Origin of the sequence: Paenibacillus sp. FSL R5-0744, assembly GCF_037972555.1 — a bacterium.
Taxonomy (GTDB): Bacteria; Bacillota; Bacilli; order Paenibacillales; family Paenibacillaceae; genus Paenibacillus_AQ.
Window position 1 is genome coordinate 2,021,552 of sequence record NZ_CP150228.1, and the last position, 19,500, is coordinate 2,041,051.

Annotated in this window: 16 protein-coding genes; 9 read left to right on the top strand and 7 right to left on the bottom strand. The window is 41.8% G+C overall.

All coding sequences use genetic code 11. The features are described 5' to 3' along the window. Positions 1-170 precede the first annotated feature (170 nt). Complete coding sequence (locus MKY19_RS08725) at positions 171-1,973, top strand: ABC transporter ATP-binding protein (RefSeq protein WP_339801999.1); 1,803 nt, start codon at positions 171-173, stop codon at positions 1,971-1,973. A 3-nt stretch (positions 1,974-1,976) separates the two neighbouring features. Then, complete coding sequence (locus MKY19_RS08730) at positions 1,977-3,761, top strand: ABC transporter ATP-binding protein (RefSeq protein ID WP_339802002.1); 1,785 nt, start codon at positions 1,977-1,979, stop codon at positions 3,759-3,761. 122 nt (positions 3,762-3,883) lie between these two features. Here MKY19_RS08730 and pgmB read toward each other — a convergent pair whose 3' ends face one another. Further along, positions 3,884-4,576 carry a beta-phosphoglucomutase gene (gene pgmB, locus MKY19_RS08735; protein ID WP_339269906.1) on the bottom strand — a complete coding sequence of 231 codons (693 nt, stop codon included), beginning with the start codon at positions 4,574-4,576 and terminating at the stop codon, positions 3,884-3,886. 19 nt (positions 4,577-4,595) lie between these two features. Beyond that, entirely contained in the window at positions 4,596-6,884 is a 2,289-nt protein-coding gene (locus MKY19_RS08740; RefSeq protein WP_339802005.1) for a glycosyl hydrolase family 65 protein, read from the bottom strand. Between the two features lie 110 nt (positions 6,885-6,994). Here MKY19_RS08740 and MKY19_RS08745 point away from each other — a divergent pair, with 110 nt between their 5' ends. The 3 genes from MKY19_RS08745 to MKY19_RS08755 all read left to right on the top strand — a co-directional run bounded on the left by MKY19_RS08745 (position 6,995) and on the right by MKY19_RS08755 (position 8,626). Next, positions 6,995-7,744, top strand: a complete 750-nt coding sequence (locus MKY19_RS08745; protein ID WP_076301038.1) for an AraC family transcriptional regulator — start codon at positions 6,995-6,997, stop codon at positions 7,742-7,744. A 159-nt stretch (positions 7,745-7,903) separates the two neighbouring features. Next, the gene (locus MKY19_RS08750; RefSeq protein WP_339269910.1) at positions 7,904-8,287 is read left to right on the top strand and encodes a cupin domain-containing protein; all 384 of its coding nucleotides are present in this window, start codon (positions 7,904-7,906) and stop codon (positions 8,285-8,287) included. Continuing rightward, positions 8,288-8,626 (top strand): hypothetical protein, encoded by a 339-nt coding sequence (locus MKY19_RS08755; RefSeq protein WP_339802008.1) that lies wholly within the window; start codon positions 8,288-8,290, stop codon positions 8,624-8,626. A gap of 16 nt (positions 8,627-8,642) precedes the next feature. Here the strand turns inward: MKY19_RS08755 and MKY19_RS08760 are convergent, their stop codons facing one another. Further along, positions 8,643-9,332 carry a Crp/Fnr family transcriptional regulator gene (locus MKY19_RS08760; RefSeq protein ID WP_339802011.1) on the bottom strand — a complete coding sequence of 230 codons (690 nt, stop codon included), beginning with the start codon at positions 9,330-9,332 and terminating at the stop codon, positions 8,643-8,645. 80 nt (positions 9,333-9,412) lie between these two features. Between MKY19_RS08760 and MKY19_RS08765 the strand changes: the two genes are divergently transcribed. Further along, positions 9,413-10,165: an HAD family hydrolase gene (locus MKY19_RS08765; RefSeq protein WP_339802014.1), complete on the top strand. Its 753-nt coding sequence runs from the start codon at positions 9,413-9,415 to the stop codon at positions 10,163-10,165. 156 nt (positions 10,166-10,321) lie between these two features. On the opposite strand, the gene MKY19_RS08770 is transcribed toward MKY19_RS08765, so the two are convergent. The 4 genes from MKY19_RS08770 to MKY19_RS08785 form a co-directional block, all read right to left on the bottom strand. Further along, positions 10,322-11,521 (bottom strand): MFS transporter, encoded by a 1,200-nt coding sequence (locus MKY19_RS08770; protein WP_339804232.1) that lies wholly within the window; start codon positions 11,519-11,521, stop codon positions 10,322-10,324. A 66-nt stretch (positions 11,522-11,587) separates the two neighbouring features. Beyond that, a complete protein-coding gene (locus tag MKY19_RS08775) occupies positions 11,588-12,205 on the bottom strand; it encodes a sugar O-acetyltransferase (protein WP_339802017.1) in 618 nt (205 codons plus the stop codon). Positions 12,206-12,279: 74 nt separating this feature from the next. Then, the gene (locus tag MKY19_RS08780) at positions 12,280-13,236 is read right to left on the bottom strand and encodes an ROK family protein (protein ID WP_339804235.1); all 957 of its coding nucleotides are present in this window, start codon (positions 13,234-13,236) and stop codon (positions 12,280-12,282) included. A 363-nt stretch (positions 13,237-13,599) separates the two neighbouring features. Then, positions 13,600-14,109 (bottom strand): GNAT family N-acetyltransferase, encoded by a 510-nt coding sequence (locus MKY19_RS08785; RefSeq protein ID WP_339802020.1) that lies wholly within the window; start codon positions 14,107-14,109, stop codon positions 13,600-13,602. 124 nt (positions 14,110-14,233) lie between these two features. Here MKY19_RS08785 and MKY19_RS08790 point away from each other — a divergent pair, with 124 nt between their 5' ends. From MKY19_RS08790 to MKY19_RS08800, 3 genes are all read left to right on the top strand, one after another. Continuing rightward, positions 14,234-15,091 carry a LysR family transcriptional regulator gene (locus MKY19_RS08790; RefSeq protein ID WP_339802022.1) on the top strand — a complete coding sequence of 286 codons (858 nt, stop codon included), beginning with the start codon at positions 14,234-14,236 and terminating at the stop codon, positions 15,089-15,091. Between the two features lie 110 nt (positions 15,092-15,201). Beyond that, positions 15,202-18,288: an ATP-binding protein gene (locus MKY19_RS08795; RefSeq protein ID WP_339804238.1), complete on the top strand. Its 3,087-nt coding sequence runs from the start codon at positions 15,202-15,204 to the stop codon at positions 18,286-18,288. Continuing rightward, positions 18,285-19,397, top strand: a complete 1,113-nt coding sequence (locus tag MKY19_RS08800; RefSeq protein ID WP_339802025.1) for a response regulator — start codon at positions 18,285-18,287, stop codon at positions 19,395-19,397. The genes MKY19_RS08795 and MKY19_RS08800 overlap by 4 nt, the downstream gene beginning before the upstream one ends. The last annotated feature ends 103 nt before the right edge of the window (positions 19,398-19,500 follow it).

Here is a 19,500-nt window from a genome sequence, read left to right on the forward strand (position 1 = left end):
TCTTGCTAGCTTCGGCTAGCAAGAACCTTTTTATTTGTGATGCATGAATTCACTCGTTAATCCACCTAAAATAATACTGTTTATACTAATTTATTCATACTGTTTCCAAATAATAGTATTGATAAAATGTAATCAAGAAACATTTTAAATACTAAGGGGAACTTTATGTAATGAGAACAAAATCATTAACCTCCACTTGGACCAGCATTCGCTATGTCCTCTCCACATCATGGATTAACAGTAGACGTTCCATTATTTATTACTCTACTGTAACGCTTCTTTTAGCTGTGCAGCCCTTCCTTTTAATCCTATTCCCAAAATTTATTATAGATGAACTGACGGGACAGCAAAGACCTCAACATTTTATCTTCCTAATTTCACTGATGTTTTTAATACTGACTATCACTAGCTATTTTACAGGATATCTACAAAATTTGGGTTTAACTCAATTAATGAAAGTTGTATTTAAACAGATCCACGCCCACACTGCACAAAATATGAATGTTGATTTCAAAAATACAGAAGATCCCGGTTATCTTAATCAGATGGAGCAGGCCAAGCGTTCTCTACAAAGTGTGCAGAATGGGTTTCAGGGATTTTTTCATACATTTTTTTCATGTCTGGCTGGATTTCTTGCTTTTGCGGGCTATATCACTGTAATTGGAGGATTAAATTTTGCTGTTATTGTTTTTCTAATTGTAAGTATTGGGTGTTCTTATGTGTTTTCCCTACGTGCTAAACGTTATGAGTATGAACATGAACAACAACTTTCGGAATTGGAGAGGAAGAGAAAGTATTATTCGGATATTATGCAAGACTTTACTTTTGGTAAGGAAATTCGGATTAATTCCTTTAACAATACATTGGTCTCCCTATACCATTCAAGTGTTCAAAATAGACAGAAAATTCAGTCCTCAATCAGCAGCTCTTATTTTCAAAGTGAAATATTAGATATTTTGATCCGGTTATTCCGTGAGGGGATTGTATATGGTTATTTGGCGTATCTTTACCTTCATCAGAGGATAACTATAGGTGATTTTGTGATGTACACAACTGCTGTCGCTGGATTTTCTGGCGTTCTTCAGGGATTTATGAAAGATTTAGCCCATCTGCGCACACAGAATTTATACATAGAGGAACTCCGTAACTTTTTAGAGATACCGCAAGATAAGCAGGGGGAAGGAGGTATGCATACACTCCCAACTGGCCCTTATTCGATAGAATTTAAAGAAGTTTCCTTTACTTATCCTGGTACTAGCCAGCCTGTGTTTAATAAAATATCCTTCATCATCCCTCCACATCAACGACTTGCTATTGTGGGTCATAATGGTGCTGGCAAGACAACGCTTATCAAATTGTTATGCAGGTTGTATGAACCCGATGGTGGAGAGATTACGCTGAATGGAATCAATATCAAACATTTTGCTAAAACGGATTACTGGAGATTATTTTCTACGGTATTTCAAGAAATTCGCGTACTCGCTTTCTCATTAGCAGAGAATATTTCTCTAAAAGAACATAGAGAGTCTGACGCTTTAAGAATTCATGACAGTCTTGAAAAAGCGGGACTAAGCGAAAAAGTCGCCTCATTGAAATCAGGTATTCTCACCCCAATGCAAAAGTTTTTAGATGATCAAGGCGTTGAGTTCTCTGGAGGGGAGAATCAAAGAATGATGTTGGCAAGGGCGCTTTATAAGAATGGAGATTTGATTATTTTGGATGAGCCGACTGCAGCAGTTGATGCAATTGCAGAATTCAATCTGTATACAAGATTTAATGAAATGATCGGAGAGAGAACAGCATTATATATTTCCCATCGCTTGTCCAGCACACGGTTCTGTGATCAGATACTGTATATGGAGCAAGGAGAAATTGCCGAAGCGGGTTCTCACAGTGAATTAATGAAACAAAATGGAAGATACAATCAAATGTATCAGATTCAAGCACAATATTATAAAGGGAGTGAATCCTAGCTGATGAATCCATTCCCTGCACTGAAAAAGGATTGGAATGTGACCCTTTACTTTTGCAAGTTAGTACATACCATGTCTAAATCGTACATTCCGCTAATGGTGGTTTCTTCATTATGCAGTGCAATCTTCCCGTTTATAAACATCATTCTTCCCAAATATTTGATTGATGAAATGATGGGAGCCGGCCGCGAAATGTATATTATCCTCTGGATAGGAATTTTGGTGGCAGGTAATGCTGTCTTGGGGCTGCTCCAAAGTTATCTTAATAAACAAATTGAACTGTTTAATTTAGTGGTCATGGATAGTTTAGAGCTACATATTGGAAATCATATTATGGACCTGGATTATGAGAGTTTAGAGAATTCCAAAGTGCTAGATCTTAAAGAACAGGCGCTTGCTCCCATAAGACAGCAGGATGTTATACGTAAAATGTTGGATAGTATGAAGACTTTACTGCAAACAATGCTCTCCCTTTTGGGGCTAACGGCCTTAATCTTTACGCTAAACATTGGAATCATTATGTTGATTATTGGGATGATTGCACTTAATACCTTTATCTTTAAAAAGTCGCAACAAGCTCAATTCAATTTTCATAAATTATTAGCTCCTCTGAATCGGAAATTTGGTTATTATTCCAAACTGGTAGTTGATTTTTCCATGGCTAAAGATATCCGTTTGTTTGGGATGGCTCCTTATTTGCTGAATAAAGTGGATATTTACCATAATGAAAGTGTTCGTGGTTTTGGTGGTCTATATGAAAAAGTAGGGAGATATAAAGGACTGACGAGCGTTAACCTTCAATTGCAAATGGTCATTATCTACGCCTACATGGTTGTGAAAGTAGTTACAGGTAAGATTCAAATGGGTGGTTTTGTTATGTATATTTCTGCCGCGAATAGCTTTTCAACACAAGTTTCGTTGGCAATGAATGCTTACGTAGAATCTCGACAAATGTGTAAATACATTGAGGTGTTTAGAGCGTTTGAAAGTCTAAAACCAACAATGAAAAGCGGAAGAGAGAGTCTTGAGAAACTCATGAATGTGGAGATTGAATTTTGTAATGTGTCTTTTAAATATGCGGGAAATGAGAGCTATTCAATAAAAAATGTATCAATGACCATAAAAAATGGAGAGAAGATAGCTATAGTAGGTCAAAATGGCGCAGGTAAAACGACTTTTATTAAACTGCTTTGCCGATTGTATGAACCTGATCAAGGAGAGATTCTTCTGAATGGAAGATCTATTCAAGATTATCGATACGATGAATATATGAAAATCTTAGGTGTTGTGTTTCAGGATTATAAATTATTTTCATTTTCTATCAAAGACAACTTATGCGCGAAGGATAGCGAAACATCGGATAAGGAAATGGAAGAAATGCTTAATCAAGTAGGATTGGAAGCAAAAATGAAAGGTTTGGACAAAGGACTAGATACACAGGTATTTAAAATCTTTGATGATAGAGGCACAGACTTTTCGGGTGGTGAAAGTCAGAAGATAGCAATTGCTAGGGCTTTACTCAAAAAGTCACCTATTCTTATTCTGGATGAGCCTACAGCTGCGTTGGACCCTTATGCGGAGTTTGAGATGTACAACAACTTCAATCTTTTGGCAGCAAATAAAACCGTTATTTATATATCACATCGGTTATCTGCTTGTAAATTCTGCGATAAAATCGCACTTTTTAACAATGGTGAATTGCACGAATACGGTCCACATGATCAATTGTTGAAAGATCAGCAGGAGTACAGCACTATGTGGAAAGCGCAAGCGCAATATTATCAATAGGTTATTGATGATCGAAATCAGAAGCGGATTTTCTGGAAATTTCAAACAAAAGCCGGCAAGCTTCCCTTAGGAGCTTGCCGGCTTAGTTCGTGACTTACATATATTGAGACTGGAATACCCGATTATTTAGTTACTCTATTCTTATTAGCGAATTGTTGGTTTAGCTCGGAGTAGTTAAGTTCAGCAGTGTTGTTCAAGTTCATATCAGCGTTGGACAAGCTCTCCTGTAAGGAGATATATACAGCGAACATACCTGCCGCTCTGATCGCTTCTACCCCGGCGACTGCGTCTTCGACCCCGACGCAAAATTGCGGATCTACTCCAAGCGCATCGGCGGCGGTCAGGAACACTTCCGGGTCTGGTTTGTTGCGAGCAAGCTTGGCTGCATCTACAATAACTCCGAAGTCTTTCTCCATACCTAGAAGGCGGATAACTGTAAAGGCATTTTTACTAGCGGAGGCAATGCCAGTCTTCACTCCGTGGTCCTTCAGCTCGGCGAGCAATTCAGAAATACCAGGCAGCACATCGGCTGGGGTTACCTGCTGAATGAGTTGCTGATAAAACTCATTTTTGCGGGTCGCCATCTCCTCCATCTCTTCGGGAGAATAGGTGTGCGGAGTTGCCGCTTGTCCAAGTAGCAACTCCAGTGAGGCTATGCGCGATACACCTTTGAGGTTCTCATTGAACTCTCGGGTGAACGGGAGGCTCAGCTCTTTCGCAATCATGCCCCAAGCCTGATAATGATATTCTGCGGTATCGGTAATAACGCCGTCTAGATCAAAGATTACGGCTTGAATTTGAGATGTTGCATTCATTGTGTTTCGCTCCTTATGATTAGGCTTGCAGCGCCTGAGTTACCGGCTTCTCGTTGCCCAGAGTTACCGATTGGCCGTAGAGCGTAAGTTCAAGTGCTTCACCCTCTAGCAGTTCAAGCTCCACACCTTCCTCGCGAATGGTTACAGCAATGAGGCGGCCGCGGAAGGTGAGGCGGAAGTTATATTTCTGCCAGCCCGCAGGTAGGGACGGAGCGAGCGACAGGCCATTTTCCTTGAGACGTGTTCCGGCAAAACCGTACACAATAGCCATCCACGTTCCACCCATATTGGCGAGATGTAATCCGTCTTTAGTGTTTCCGTGCGTATTGTCGAGATCGAGCCGCGCTGTCTCTATAAAATAGTTATACGCTTTGTCCTTATACCCGATCTTCGAAGCCATAATGCTGAATATGCAAGAGGACAAGGAGGAATCATGGGTAGTGATTTGCTCATAATAATCATACGACTTACGAATGGTCTCATGCGACTGCTCGTCTTCCAGCAAGTAATGAGCCAGTACAGTATCGGCTTGCTTGCAGACCTGATAACGGTATAGCGTGAGTGGATGGTAATGCAGCAACAACGGATGTTTCTCCGGTGGTGTATTCTCGAAATCCCAGACCGCTTTGCGTAAAAAAGTATCATCCTGCGGATTAATGCCCAGCTTCTCGTCGTAAGGAAGCAGCATGGCATTCGCCACCTTCAGCCAGCTGTCTGCTTCTGGTCCAGTTACATGCAGGCGCACACACAAAGCTTGGAATGCAGCCTCGTCATATTCTTGAAGTCGCGCAAAACTGCGTGCGGCCCATTTTAAATTATGTTTGGCCATTACATTGGTGTAATAGTTGTTGTTCACAAGACATGTGTATTCGTCCGGTCCAGTCACTTCATCGATGTGAAACTTGCCTTCGTAGTAATGACCGATCTCCATCCAAAGCCGCGCTGTCTCAAATAGCACCTCGGCACCGTATTGGAGCAAGAAGGCGTCATCTTCTTCCGCTAGATGGTATTGGATATAGCTGTAGGCTACATCGGCGCTGATATGATATTGAGCTGTACCGGATGGGAAGAAGGAGGAACATTCCGTACCTGAAATCGTCCGCCATGGGAACAATGCACCTTGGGCGTGACCCATCTCTTTAGCACGTTCCCTTGCCTCCTCCAGCTTGGAATACCGGTATAATAGGAGCTGCCGGGCCAAGTCAGGCGAAGTCATTAGGAACACAGGGAACATATAAATCTCCGTGTCCCAGAAATAATGGCCTTCGTACCCTTCACCGGATAAGCCTTTAGCGGAGATGTTGCTATGCGCGTCGCGTCCGGCTGATTGCAGCAGCTGATAAAGGTTGAAACGTATGCCCTCCTGAAGCGACAAGTCGTTCTCAATGACTACATCGGAACGCTTCCAGAAATCAGCCAAATAATGCTCCTGCTGTTCCAGCATGTCTTCAAAGGAGAGGTGCTTCAATGATTCTTGTACCTGAATACCGGTATCTACAAGCATTTGTTCATGTCGTAGTGTATCGGTATAGACATTCCATTTGGTCAGTGATAGTGGCCCAGACAAGGAGGCGGTTGCCGTCACTGTAGCATCGGTTTCTCCAGCCTGAGTTTCAACCTGCCAGTCCCCTTCCCATTCATGTCGGGTAACACAGGAGGTCCGCAGGGCCGAAGACATCGTCACGTTCTCCAGGCATACATATTCACCCCGAGCTTCGCACGCTACTACGCTCAGGCGTTTGGAATGTCCTGCAGCTACACGCGGGTCATTCGGGTTAGTATAGTTACTAACATCGCCATTTACACGAGAGACAACCCGGATTGGACCGGTGAAATTGATAGGCTCAACAGTCAGATGAATGGCAAAAAGTTCACGGGTAGTGAAAGAAACGAGTCTACGGAAATGCAGCTTGAGTTCTTTACCGGAGGGGGATTTCCAGTGGATTTTACGCTCCGAATATCCCTTGTCCAGATGGAGGTTACGCTCATAGGCGAGGACATTCTCTGCTGTAAGTGCAAATGGCTCCATATCTTCACCTATATAAATATTTATCCCTTGGGAATCTATAATATTAACCAATTTTTGCTGTGTACCAGGGAAGGCGAATAGCTTCTCCCCATAGGGAATGTCAATTACATCGTGAAAGGCGTTTAAATACGTTCCGCGGATACTGCGGATTTCTTTATCGGAATACCCTTCTTCAAAATTGCCACGCACGCCCAAATATCCATTCCCCAGCGCAAAAATACTTTCCAAATTCAGTAGGGTATCTGCCGACAATCCCTGATTGGCAATGCTCCAGCTCATGCTTATGTTTCCTCCCTTGATGGTTATGAATTGAATTTTAAGTCCGAAAGGGCTAGAATTATACTAAATTATTTAGGATATTATCAAAATTTTTAGGTGAGGTAACAAGTATGGATCAACTTAAAGGACAACATAAACTACCGGAATATTGGTCCACACGTTCTGTGGATCTGTCAGAGGGATTTGTCCATCCTCCGCTGGATTATGAACAAGAGCTTTTGGAAGCTATCCGACTTGGTGACGAGAACCGGGCACTGGAAGCACTGCATAGAATTAACGCAATGGAAGCTGCTACGCTAGCCCGATATCCGCTGCGCTCCAAGAAAAACGCTATGATTGCATCCTGCACCTTGTTTACACGTGCGATTATCCGGGGTGGTGTTGACCCTGAGACCGCTTTTCAGCTGAGTGATACGTTCATCCGTGCGGTGGAAGCTACGACGGAGATTGAGGCACTTCATCGATACGAATATGAAATGGTCCTGCAATTCATTACAGTGATGCGCCAGCAGAAGGAGAACCTTCACTATTCACATATTGTCAATTTATCCGTATATTTTATACGCGAGCATCTGTTTCAAGATTTGAGCCTTAGCCTGATCTCCCGGCATGTTGGTGTGCATCCCAGTTATTTGTCCGACCGCTTCAAGCGTGAAACGGGTATGCCGCTCACGGAATTTGTCAACCGGCGTAGAATTGAGGAATCGCAGTCGATCCTCATTCACACGAATCAGTCTATTTCCGAAATCGCTTTGATGTTTAAATTTTGTAGCCAAAGTTACTATACACAGTTATTTAAAAAATACACTGGCTTGACCCCCAAGCAGTTTCGTCGGGATGGTGGAGCAATTACGAAATGAGAGAAATTGAATCATTAACGATCCCTAAAATTTGCTGTCCATGCTCCCTGGTTGGGTAATGGATAGCTCTTTTTACGTTTCAGCTTCAATAGCCAAACTCGCCTTTGTCCGCTATAAATGAGATTATAAATCCACTAAATAAGTAAGAGAGATGATCAGATGGCCATTTATTTGGAATTCCCACGACTGGATAAAGCCTTTCCGTACCGCTGTATTGAGAACGATGGCAGTATATTAACTACACCACATTGGCATAAGGAAATGGAAATTATCTGGATTGTTAAAGGGAAAGTGAACCTTGGAGTAAATGACCAGCCGATGCAGCTAAAAGAAAATGAGTTCGTCTTCATCAAAGGTGGAGATATTCATTATGTGATGGCTTCACCTAAAAGTGAGCGGCTGGTCTTCCAATTTGACCTTAGTTTTTTTCAGGACGTGATGGTTCTGAATAACACACCTTTTACACTAGAGGAGCTATTTGCCTCAATTGAACCGTATTCCACGTTCTGGAGACCGGATATTCAAGAGTTGGGAGGTTTATGAATGAGAAGTAAGCGTAACTTGATAATGCTGTTATTGTTTGCTTTGACGATTATACTTTCAGCCTGTAATGATAAAAAAGCTGCGATATTGTCCATTGATGAAGTACGGGATCTAGCTCAGCAAGGCGAGGGGTTGTCGTGGAAGGATTTTGAAGGTTATCCCTTTGAAGACGTCGGTTCAGGTTTGTACATCCGCAAATATGAAATCAATGATGACTACCATGTATTAGTTGGTGGCGGAAGTGTTGATACAACTCCTCTGTATATAAATCTTGTCAAAAGAAACGGAGAAAAGATCGATATCCGTTATGATGACATCGATCATTTTATCCTCAATTGAATGATGGGCCTTTAGGTTATTCAAATCTTATTCCGTTAGATAATTCATCCAAACGCTCCCAGTCGAGTACTACAATTTCTTGCTTAACTTTATATAAGATCTCCATGTCGGTGAGCCGCTGAATGACACGGTTTAAGTGGCGGGGAGTAGTCCCAATTAACGAAGCTATATCTGGGATATAGGGTGTCTGAATTTCTTTTCCAAACTCCCGTTGGAGCTGTATCGTTAATAGATAACTTGCAAACCTTTCCTCGACAGCGCCTAGTAAGTTCGTTCTTGATGCGGATGTGCAGGTTAGAAGCTTGTAAGAAAGATGTTTCAGCAATAAGTCTTTAAAGCTATGGTTATCCATTAGGTCAGACTCAACCTTTTGTTTCGGGATAAATAAGAGGGTGGTTTGCTGTACGGCTTCCACTTGTGATTGGACTACAACCTCTTGCACGAACTCAATATCTCCGAATAAAGACAAGGGTGAGCAGAAACGTAATAATAAGGATTTTCCCGTTCCTACACTAGAAGAAACCTTAGTACGCCCCTCCACTAGAAAATAAATTCCGTCCAGCTCATCGCCCTCATGCAAAATAATTTCATTCTGCTCATAGACACGTAACTGAATTAAAGCATGTTTTGATGTCGTGAATACTTGATTTAGATTAAATTGGGTAATGTAATGTGCTATAAGATTTGGATCCTGAATAGTTTTCATTGCGTACTCCTTTTTGGACATCGGTCCTTTCTATTATATACGAACTCGTTATTATAGAGAAAAAGGGGAGGATATAGACGATGAAATTTATTTTTGATTTAGATGGAACCATATGTTTTAGCGGCAAACCTTTGAGTGAACGAATCGTACAAGCCTTGGATACTCTAATTGAAAAAGGTCATGAGGTTATTTTTGCGTCAGCCCGGCCTATTCGTGATTTATTGCCTGTGTTGCCTGCACATATGCACCATTTTTCAATGGTTGGCGGGAATGGTGCATTTATTGCAAAAGGCGGAGAGGTTATTTCGACGATACATTTTGACGCGCAAACTTCGGACATCCTCTTGAAATTAATAGAAGAATTTAATGCAGCTTATTTGATTGACAGTCACTGGGATTATTCATATTCGGGTTCTGATGATCATCCCATTCGGAGAAATGTAGATCCAGAACAACGCGCCAAAAATGTAAGTCCATCTGAGCTGGATGAGCTTGTGAAGGTAGTTATTTTGAGCAGTCTGAACGGGGAACAGCTTATACATAAGCTGCAAAATCTGCCTATTGTGATCTACCAGCATGGACAAGAAGATATTATTGATATAAGTCCACAAGGTGTGAACAAATGGACAGGACTAAAGAGATTAGGCGTAGAAATGCAGCAATTTATCGCTTTTGGTAACGATGCTAACGACATAGAAATGTTTAGACATTCCGCTCATTCGGTTTGTGTTGGAGAACACACAGAGCTTGGTGAATTGGCAACGGAAAAGGTGAGCAACGAAGAGGAGCAAATTGTTAGAAAAATACTGGAGCTGATGAGTGGGCTGCAGTAGGTGTCTTGGCGGAATCGCGAGAGCAGATGCCATTGTTACGCGTATCATACATGATCTTAGCTCATCGTACAGTGCAGCACATACAGGGAAACTATAGTTCAAATCCAAAAAACCTGCCGATTCAATCGACAGGTTTTTTAAGTAATATAGATGAGGTTAGATAAGTTCTTGGCGGCGATGTAAATAACGATATAGAATACAACCGGATATCGCGCATATCGCTGCACATAATCCGATAAAACCATAACCGGCTTGAAGTCCGCGTAATAAGCCTATTTGCGTCTCTGCACCGTAAAGCCGCTTCACGCCTTCGATCACAGCACCTATAGCATAGTTGCCGATTACGCTACCCACTCCCATTAATGTGACTGTAAATGTGATGGCGGTGTCGCTACCATGTGGATATCTTTTCGCGATAAAAGCCATAACCGTAGGATAAATCATCGCAATCCCGATTCCTGCAGCGGCAAATAGAAATGCGAGCTTTTCTCCACCCAAAATTGCGGCAAACGTACACAGGGCAGAGAAGGCTGAAAAGATGATAAGCGATAGGTTAAATCCAATTTTATCAGTAACCGGCCCCAGCAGGAGCCTTGCTAACGAGAAGCAGAGAAAGAAGGTAGACAGCATCCCAGATGCAGTAACCGTATCCCACAGGTATGCTTTTTCAAGGAAATTCACGAGCCATCCGCCTACAGCAAGCTCCGACACTACTCCGAAGGAAAGGATAAGAACCATTAGCCATAAAGCAGGGTCACGGACAAGTGTTTTTAAGGGAATACGGTCCTCATGTGGAAGATCGTCACCCGGAAACGTACTCCGTAAGGCAAATAAAATAGGCAGTAAAGAAAGGCTAAGCATTATTAGATACATTCCGCGCCAATCCAGAGTATGACCGAATACACTTACCGTCATCAGCCCTGTTGCCAGTAGGGGTGCTAACGTGGAACTAAATCCGTAAAAGAAATGGGATAAGTTCATCATGGTCCCGGTATTTTTAACGAAGATACGTGCTCCCAGAATGGCAAGTCCAATCTCAAGCATTCCGTTTCCGATATACATCAGGAAGTATGAAGCCGAGAAGAGGGGATAGCTATGTGAGATGTAAATTAGAACGCCAGAGAATATCATGGATGCGAAAGCAATAATACTGACAGCCTTGATCCCCCACTTACGAACCAATACAGCTGTGAAGGAACAGGCGATCAAATAACCTAGTGCGTTTAGGGATAGAAGGGTACCCAGCTGCTTTTCGTCCAGACTGAAGTCAAACTGAATTCTAGGAATGGCTGGCCCTTTAATATTTTCCGATATCCCAAACACAATAAACCCCAAAAAGATCGTAGCCAATTGCATGGCATAAACCTTATTAAATCCGTCAAAACGCTTTTTCAACGTGAGAACCTCCAGAATCGGGTATCTTTATTGCTCGATGTCTCTGTAGTACTCTTCTTTAAGCTTCTCCCAGTGTTGTTTATCGTCCTCTGTAATTTCTCTTAGCACTCTGCAAGGATTCCCCACTGCGATTACATTGTCAGGGATATCTTTAGTCACGACAGAGCCTGCGCCGATGATTACATTATTGCCGATATTTACCCCGGGATTGATAACGGCATTTCCGCCAACCCACACATTGTTTCCAATCGTAATCGGTGTACCGAATTCAAGCATACTAATACGAACGTCCGCATCAATGGGATGGCCAGCGGTATATACGCTTACTCTAGGTCCAAAGAGAACATTCTCACCTATCGTTACTTTTGCTACGTCCAGGATAATGCAGTCGAAATTGGCGTAAAAGTTATTTCCGACAGTAATATTGCTGCCATAATCGCAGCGGAAAGGTGGCTCAATATGCAACGATTCACCTGTAGACTCGAATAATTGCTTAAGTAATTCTACTCTATATTCGCCTTGTTCTTCCGTCGTGTTGTTAAATAAACGAGTGAGCATTCTGGATCTTTTACTATCTCTAGCTAATTCTTCTCCACCAGCCATGTAAAGCTTTCCTGCAATCATATTCTCTTTGTTTGTTGCCATTCGTAATTCCTCCTGAAGTTCTTGTTGGTTTTAGATCTAATCGATAATGCAAATGTTAGGGTCATAAAAAATACTTACCGGCGCTTCTCAACCAGCTGCAACGAATAGGTCAAGCTTTCCAGCGTGATCGCAATTAATCCGTTCATGTAATAATCATCAGGGTGATCCAGCACAATTAGATGAGGCATATGCTCTTCTGGAATGAATGCCAGACAACTTTGATAGATATGTGGCACATCCTCTTGTCTAACTTGTTCACCTGTGAGCGCAATCGTCTCAGGGTTAATAACTGCCGTCAATGAAGCGATGGTATGAGCTGCCAATGGGATAAACGTTTCTGTCTGCCCCAAACGAATGAATTGCTCGTCACGCGAGATTCCAAACGGTAAAAATGAGACTTCGCCCGCGAATCTAGTATTGCCTTTGTGGATATGCCCGTCGATCATCATCCCTGCACCTGGAAAGGCACCTTTGATAAAGGTCAACACGACGATGGTCTTATCCTCTTCGTAATCCTGCTGTTTATAGAATCCGTAAACGGTTAGATTCATGTCATTTTCAACTGTGACTTCAACCTCGTATTTCTCTCTGAGGAGTGACTCTAAGGGAGCGTGAATTAAAGTGTTGATATCACAAATATTGATGACGCCTCGGTGAACCAGTCCCGGGATTCCAATGCCAACGGCTTTGATGTTGTTATAGGCTTGAATTAGTGTGCCTACTAAGTGATCAATGGTTGTAGCGTCAATACTCTCAGCCTTGATATATCCATCATCTACACGTTCGCCAATGGAATTCGTTACTGCATAGGTTAAGGATTGTTGGCCATCTTCAATTTTGGCATAGATGCATGCGATGTAGGAGAAATCGACATTATAGATGAATCTTCGGGCCGGCCGACCTCCATTCGAAGCCTCCAGCTCCGTCTCAATGACTTCACCTGTCTCCATAAGCTCATTCAGAATATTTCCGCAAGTGGCAATACTTAACCCGGTGGCGGTTGCAATCGTTGATTTGGTTCCTTCTTTCATCGATTTCAAGGCTTGCTTGATGAGCTCCTGATTTATCTTTTTAACACGAATAGAATTGTTTGCGATTTGGTTTATTTTAATCACCTCTAGACTTTTGAAAATGGTTATTAAAAGTGCTGTTAATACTATAACTTGGTGTTTTATAAATGTCTATATTAGTTGAACTTAAGATTTTTCTATTAAGGTAATTGTGTGACTGCGGTGAATGCTTGGACTTCCGGCCGCTGTTGTCCCCAGATTTCTTGATTATATACCGTGTTTCACGGTTGAAATCCGGAGGCAAAGGCGGGCGCTATCGCTCCTACAGTTTCAAGATTCCCCTTCGCCACTCTTCCTTTTAGAATGTTTTTAAGTTCAAAATGTCTAGCCAATAACCTTATAATAAAAAATCGTCGCATGTAATTCACCATTTGCTGATAACGCATAGCTCGGAATACGTCCAGCTTGTATGTAGCCCATTGAAGTATAGAGGAGGTTGGAAGGGTCACCTTCTCTTGTATCAAGCACTATTAAAGACCGGTCTTCCTGCTTAGCTCTTTCTTCAGCCTTTTCCATAAGAGAACGAGCAATACCATTACGACGATAATTAGGGTGTGTCATTAGCTTTGCGATTTCGGCTCGATGCGTTCCGTTTGCTTTTGTACATAAATGTAGTTGTACACTTCCCACGATAATATCATTCATTGTTGCGACAAAAAGGATCACATCGGGCGCCAAAACATTGTGCCAATATGATGTAGAGTCTGACGGATCTAAGGGTGGTAAAAAACCAATTGAGGCTCCTTCCTCCACCACCTGTATTAGAAGCTTTGAAAGCTCATTAATAGACTCCTTAATCGTAAATAATTGTTCGATTCTGACATTGCTAACCATATAAATTCCTCCAGCACTTATAAGTTTAAAAATATAGCGAAATCATAACTGAATACGTATAATTTGTATAACGAATTTTATAGATCGTAATCATTAATATTTTGAATCATAGAGGATGTTATCCATGGACTTATCTCAATTAGAAGCTTTTTTGGCGGTATGCAGAATTCGAAATTTCACCAAAGCCTCGGAACATCTACATATCTCCCAGTCCGCCGTTACCGCAAGAATAAAAGCTTTAGAAAACTCCGTGGGCAAGGTGCTCCTTACACGTGATAACCGGAATGTTAGCTTAACGCAGGCAGGGATATCTTTTGTTCCATATGCTGAGCGGATGCTTCGTTTGTTTGAAGAGAGTAAGGTGACTCTATCCGAAGAACTGGAGAACTATATCATTTTGAGTGGACCCGGGTCCGTATGGCATTATTATTACCTGCAGCATATTCTTTCATTTAGACGTGATCATCCCAAGGTAGCTATTAAATTCCTAAGTTATATTGATTCTAGCTATATGATCCGTGATCTTTTGCTGGATGGAATAGTCCAGGTTGCGATTAAATATGACCCGCCGGAACATCCTAAGGTGACCAGACATCTCCTGTTTGAAGATGAGATTATTCTGGTCTCCACACAATTAAGAGAAACACCTGTAAGCAGGGAGGATTTTTTTCAGCGGGAGTATTGTCATTTAGAGTGGGGAGGTCCGTTTCCGGAATGGTTTACTAGTATCGTTGGTGCGGGCTATGTGCCGACACTTCAGACCGATCACTCGATGATTATGCTGGACATGCTGCTACTAGGAGCAGGCTTTGGATTTCTACCACGATCTATAGCACAACCTTATCTCGATCAACAGAAGCTATTTCAACTTCAATGTGAGTTAGACACGCCGATTATAAAAGCTTACGCTCTTTATTTAACTGAGAATGCAGAAGATATTCGTGTACGGCTTGGGCTGGAGATGCTTGGGGTGGATAGGTAAACAGTGTCTGGAAGTGACTTACAGGCGGGACTTTGAGAGATTTTTGTGAGAGCAGTGGAGTAGAATGGTAGAATTACTCGCTGGTGAGAGGAGCCTGAAGGTTGAGGACGATGAAATATCGTGGAATAGTTGGGATGGGGTTGTTTTTTATCCTTGCCTTTTCCCTATTAGTAAGTATTATTTCCCCAACGATTCAGGACCAAGATACCCCGGTGGCCAAGCAGGGCGTACTGGATTTGTCGAGCTGGGACTTTGAGAAACAGGGATTAGTTGATCTAGACGGAGAATGGGAGTTTTATGAAAATAAATTACTGAATCCATCTGAGATTCAGCAAAGTATAGATAAGAAATCTACATATCTATCTGTCCCAGGCACATGGAAAGGCAAGATCATAGAAGATGGGATGGACCGTAAAGGGGCTGGCACCTATCGACTTAAAGTGTTGGTCAAAGATTCGGATGAGATTCTTGGTTTGAAAATAAGAAGTATCCGTATGTCTCAAAAGTTGTTTATCAATGGGAAGCAGGAAGGAGAGGACGGGGTTCCTTCAACAGAAAGTGAGTCATTTAAGCCAGGGAATACTCCGTATACGGTATTTTTTCAGTCTAATACCCAAGAGATAGAAATTATAATTCAAGTGTCTAACTTCAACTTTATTACTGGGGGGATCGTGAATTCAATCCCACTGGGCGTGCACACGGATATTACAAAACTGAACAGTATTCAGATGGGTACTGACATTGGAATTATATTGATCCTGGGGATGTTTGGAGCATATCATCTCAGCTTCTATTTCGTTGGGCGTAGAGAAAAGGCCTATTTGCTCAGCGGTTTATATTTGCTTATTCTTTCTTTGAACAATTCTCTATATGGAGAGAAGATATTTCAACAGTTATTACCCCATTTCCCTTTTGAATCAACTTACAAGCTATTGGAAATAAGCCAGTTTGTCGGTTCGATTATCATTATTATGTTTTACTGCTCGGTCGAGTCCCGGTTGATGTCAAGTAAGAGGATGAAGATTGTGTTGTCTCCATTTGTCCTATATCTTGTATCGGTTTTGGTGCTCCCGTATGGTGTACACATTCGTATGAAGTATCTATTTGTAACCTATCTTGGAATCGTTATGGTGGTAATCATAGTCAGAATGATCTATTTATATGTTCGCAGCCAGAGCCAGACGACGGATCGAAAAGAACTGTTTTTGTTCATTGGCGGTGCGATTTCGCTCCTGATATTTTTCTTTGATGTAAGTCTTTACTCTGAAAATGTTCTGCAGACCGATTTGGTGGGTAAATGCGGAGTCATTGGTTTTATTGTTTTCTTCAATATTATGTTAGCTGTACGATTCTCAAATACTTATGATAAGACGGAAATGCTGTCCCGTCAGTTGCTAATCTCGAACCAGCTTAAAGATGAATTTCTGATGAACACTTCTCATGAGATCAAAACTCCGCTGCATGGCATTATGAATATGACATCCTTTTTATTAGAAGATGGCGAAGATAATCTGTATCCATTACAGAAACAGAATCTTTGGTTAATTAAGGACACTTCTACAAAACTGTCTATGCTCATTCAGGATTTGATTGATGTTAGTCTTTTGAAGCATGGAGAATTACGACTACAGCAGACAGTGGTTGATCTAAGGGTAGCTTCACAAATTGTATTTGATGTGTTGCAGTTTGAGCTCGCAGGGAAATCTGTGCGATTAGATAATCAGGTGGAACCCGATGTGTGGGTGCTTGCGGATGATAGTCGATTAAGACAAGTCATGTACAATTTAGTTCATAATGCGATCAAACATACAGATAAAGGATTTATTACCATAAAATCTTATGTAGAGGGGAATACAGTATCTGTTACGGTGGAAGATTCAGGAACTGGGATATCCCCTGATATGCATACCGCCATATTTGAATATTTTGAACAAGTCGATAAACCACTTCCGCAAGATGGTTACACAGGAATGGGTGTGGGTCTGTATATTAGCAGAAAGCTAATTGAGCGGATGGGCGGTGAGATTCGGGTGGATTGGTCTGAGGTTGGTCAAGGCACTCGAATGATTTTCACCTTGCCCAAAATCGAGCGGATCCCAGGCTACCGCGAAGTAGCAGCTACAGGGGTGGGGCAGCACGCGCATTTTGAGCAGACATCGCTTGATATAGTGGATCAGAGTGGATATACGATCCTAATTGTGGATGATGAGGCCTCTAACATTCATATTCTGTTGAATATTTTAAGACGGCATCATTACAATGTAATTACGGCGTTTTCAGCGAATGAAGCAATGGACAAAATGGAGCAGTACCCTAATATGGACCTAGTTATATTAGATGTCATGATGCCGGGGATATCAGGAATTGAGTTGTGCCGAACGTTGCGGGTGCGTTACTCCATTCTGGATTTACCTATTTTGTTTGCTACAGTAAAAGACGCGCCAACAGATATTGCGCTTGGCTTCAGGGCTGGGGCGAATGATTATATAACTAAGCCATTTGATGGAGAAACGCTGATTGCGAGAATTCAAACGCTGATTGCAATGAAGACATCGATACAAGAAGCGATACGAAATGAGTATGCCTTTCATCAAGCGCAAATCAAACCGCATTTTCTGTATAACGCACTGAGCAGTGTGATCTCTTTCTGTTATACAGATGGAGAGAAAGCCGCCTATTTGTTATCCATGTTAAGTCAATACATCCGTTATATTCTCGATATGGACCGTTCCACTTTAGTTGTTCCTTTGCACCGGGAGTTAGAGCTGATTCAAGCCTACGTGGAGATCGAAAAAGCGCGTTTTGGAGAACGGTTTGATTTTATTTTTTTTATGGATGAGGGTCTGCGTTCTGTTGAAATCCCTTCCTTATGTATTCAGCCATTTGTTGAAAATGCGATCAGACATGGATTGTTTGAAAAAGAGGGTCAGGGCAGAGTTTCGCTCACGGTTCAAGCAGGTAGTAACTATATGAAAGTTATCATCGAAGATGATGGTGTGGGTATGCCAGATGACTTGCTATATCAATTAACTGGAGACGAGCAGCTGGATGGCAGTATTGGAATCCATAATATTCGAAAGCGTCTAGGCGCTATACCCGGAGCTACCCTAACCATTCATTCCGACCTTGGGTTTGGGACCAAAGTAACAATGTATTTACCAGCAAGCCTTGGGGGCATGGAGGGAGAAACACGATGATTCGTGTAGTGATTGTTGAAGATGAGAAGCCAATTTTGAATTTGATGAAGGTACTGATCGGTCGTAATCCAGATTATACCATTAGCGGGGCCTTCTCAAATCCATTAGAGGCACTGGAATGCATACCTGATTTACAACCGGATGTCGTGTTTATAGATGTTGAAATGCCAAAGATGAATGGTATTGAGCTGGCAAGCAGAATTCAGAAGCTGATGCATCAACCGGAAATTGTATTTACAACGGCCTACAAGAATTATGCACTGGAAGCATTCGAGGTTAGTGCACTAGATTATATACTTAAGCCAATAACACCCGAAGCGATCAACAGGGTCACTGAACGACTTATTAAACGAATGAGACCTGCGGTGATCCTAGAGCCAAAGAAAACGAGGCCTATGATCCGTTGTTTTGGCGGATTTGAAGTTTGTGATTCAGAAGGCAAGCCCATTCATTTTCGAACGCGCAGAGCAGAGGAATTATTCGCGTATTTCCTATGTAATGCAGGTCGTTATATCAGTAAATGGAGAATAATTGATTTGTTATGGCCAGATATGCAGGATGAGAGAGGGGCATCTAACCTGTATAATACGATTTACCTTTTGAAAAAAATGCTAAAAGAAAAGGGCTTCGGCATGGAAATCCGTAAAATGAATGATGGTTATATGCTGGAGACCGGAAATGAAAGTTATGATGCTCTTGATTATCAAAGGTTTCATTTAGAAATGGCTGAAGGGAAACAAAACACTACTCAAATGGAGCGGCTTTGTTTCTTATATCAGGGGCCCCTGCTGGATGGGAAGCCTTATCTATGGAAGATTTCGCTGGAGGAAGCTTACTGCAAGTATTTTACAACCTGGACTCGATTGCTAGTGGACAGTGATTGTGCTACTCAGGACTGGCATAAAGCGGAGCAACGATTAGAAAAGTTCATAAGCTTATATCCGCTGCATGAAGAAATGAACCAGCAAATGATTGATATTTATGCCAAACTTGGAAATAAAGAAAAGATTGCACGGCTCTATGAGAAATTCGAGATTGTTTATCGTTCGGAGCTGGGCATGTTTCCTTCATCAGAGTTTAAAGAACGTGTAGCTGCATATCTGGCCTAGTATTTATATGAAAAAAGTTACAGCAGAGAGAGAAATCTCTCTGTTTTTTTCTTTTGTTCGGCATTAACCGACAATTTGTGAGAATTTGGTGAGTTGTGGTTGA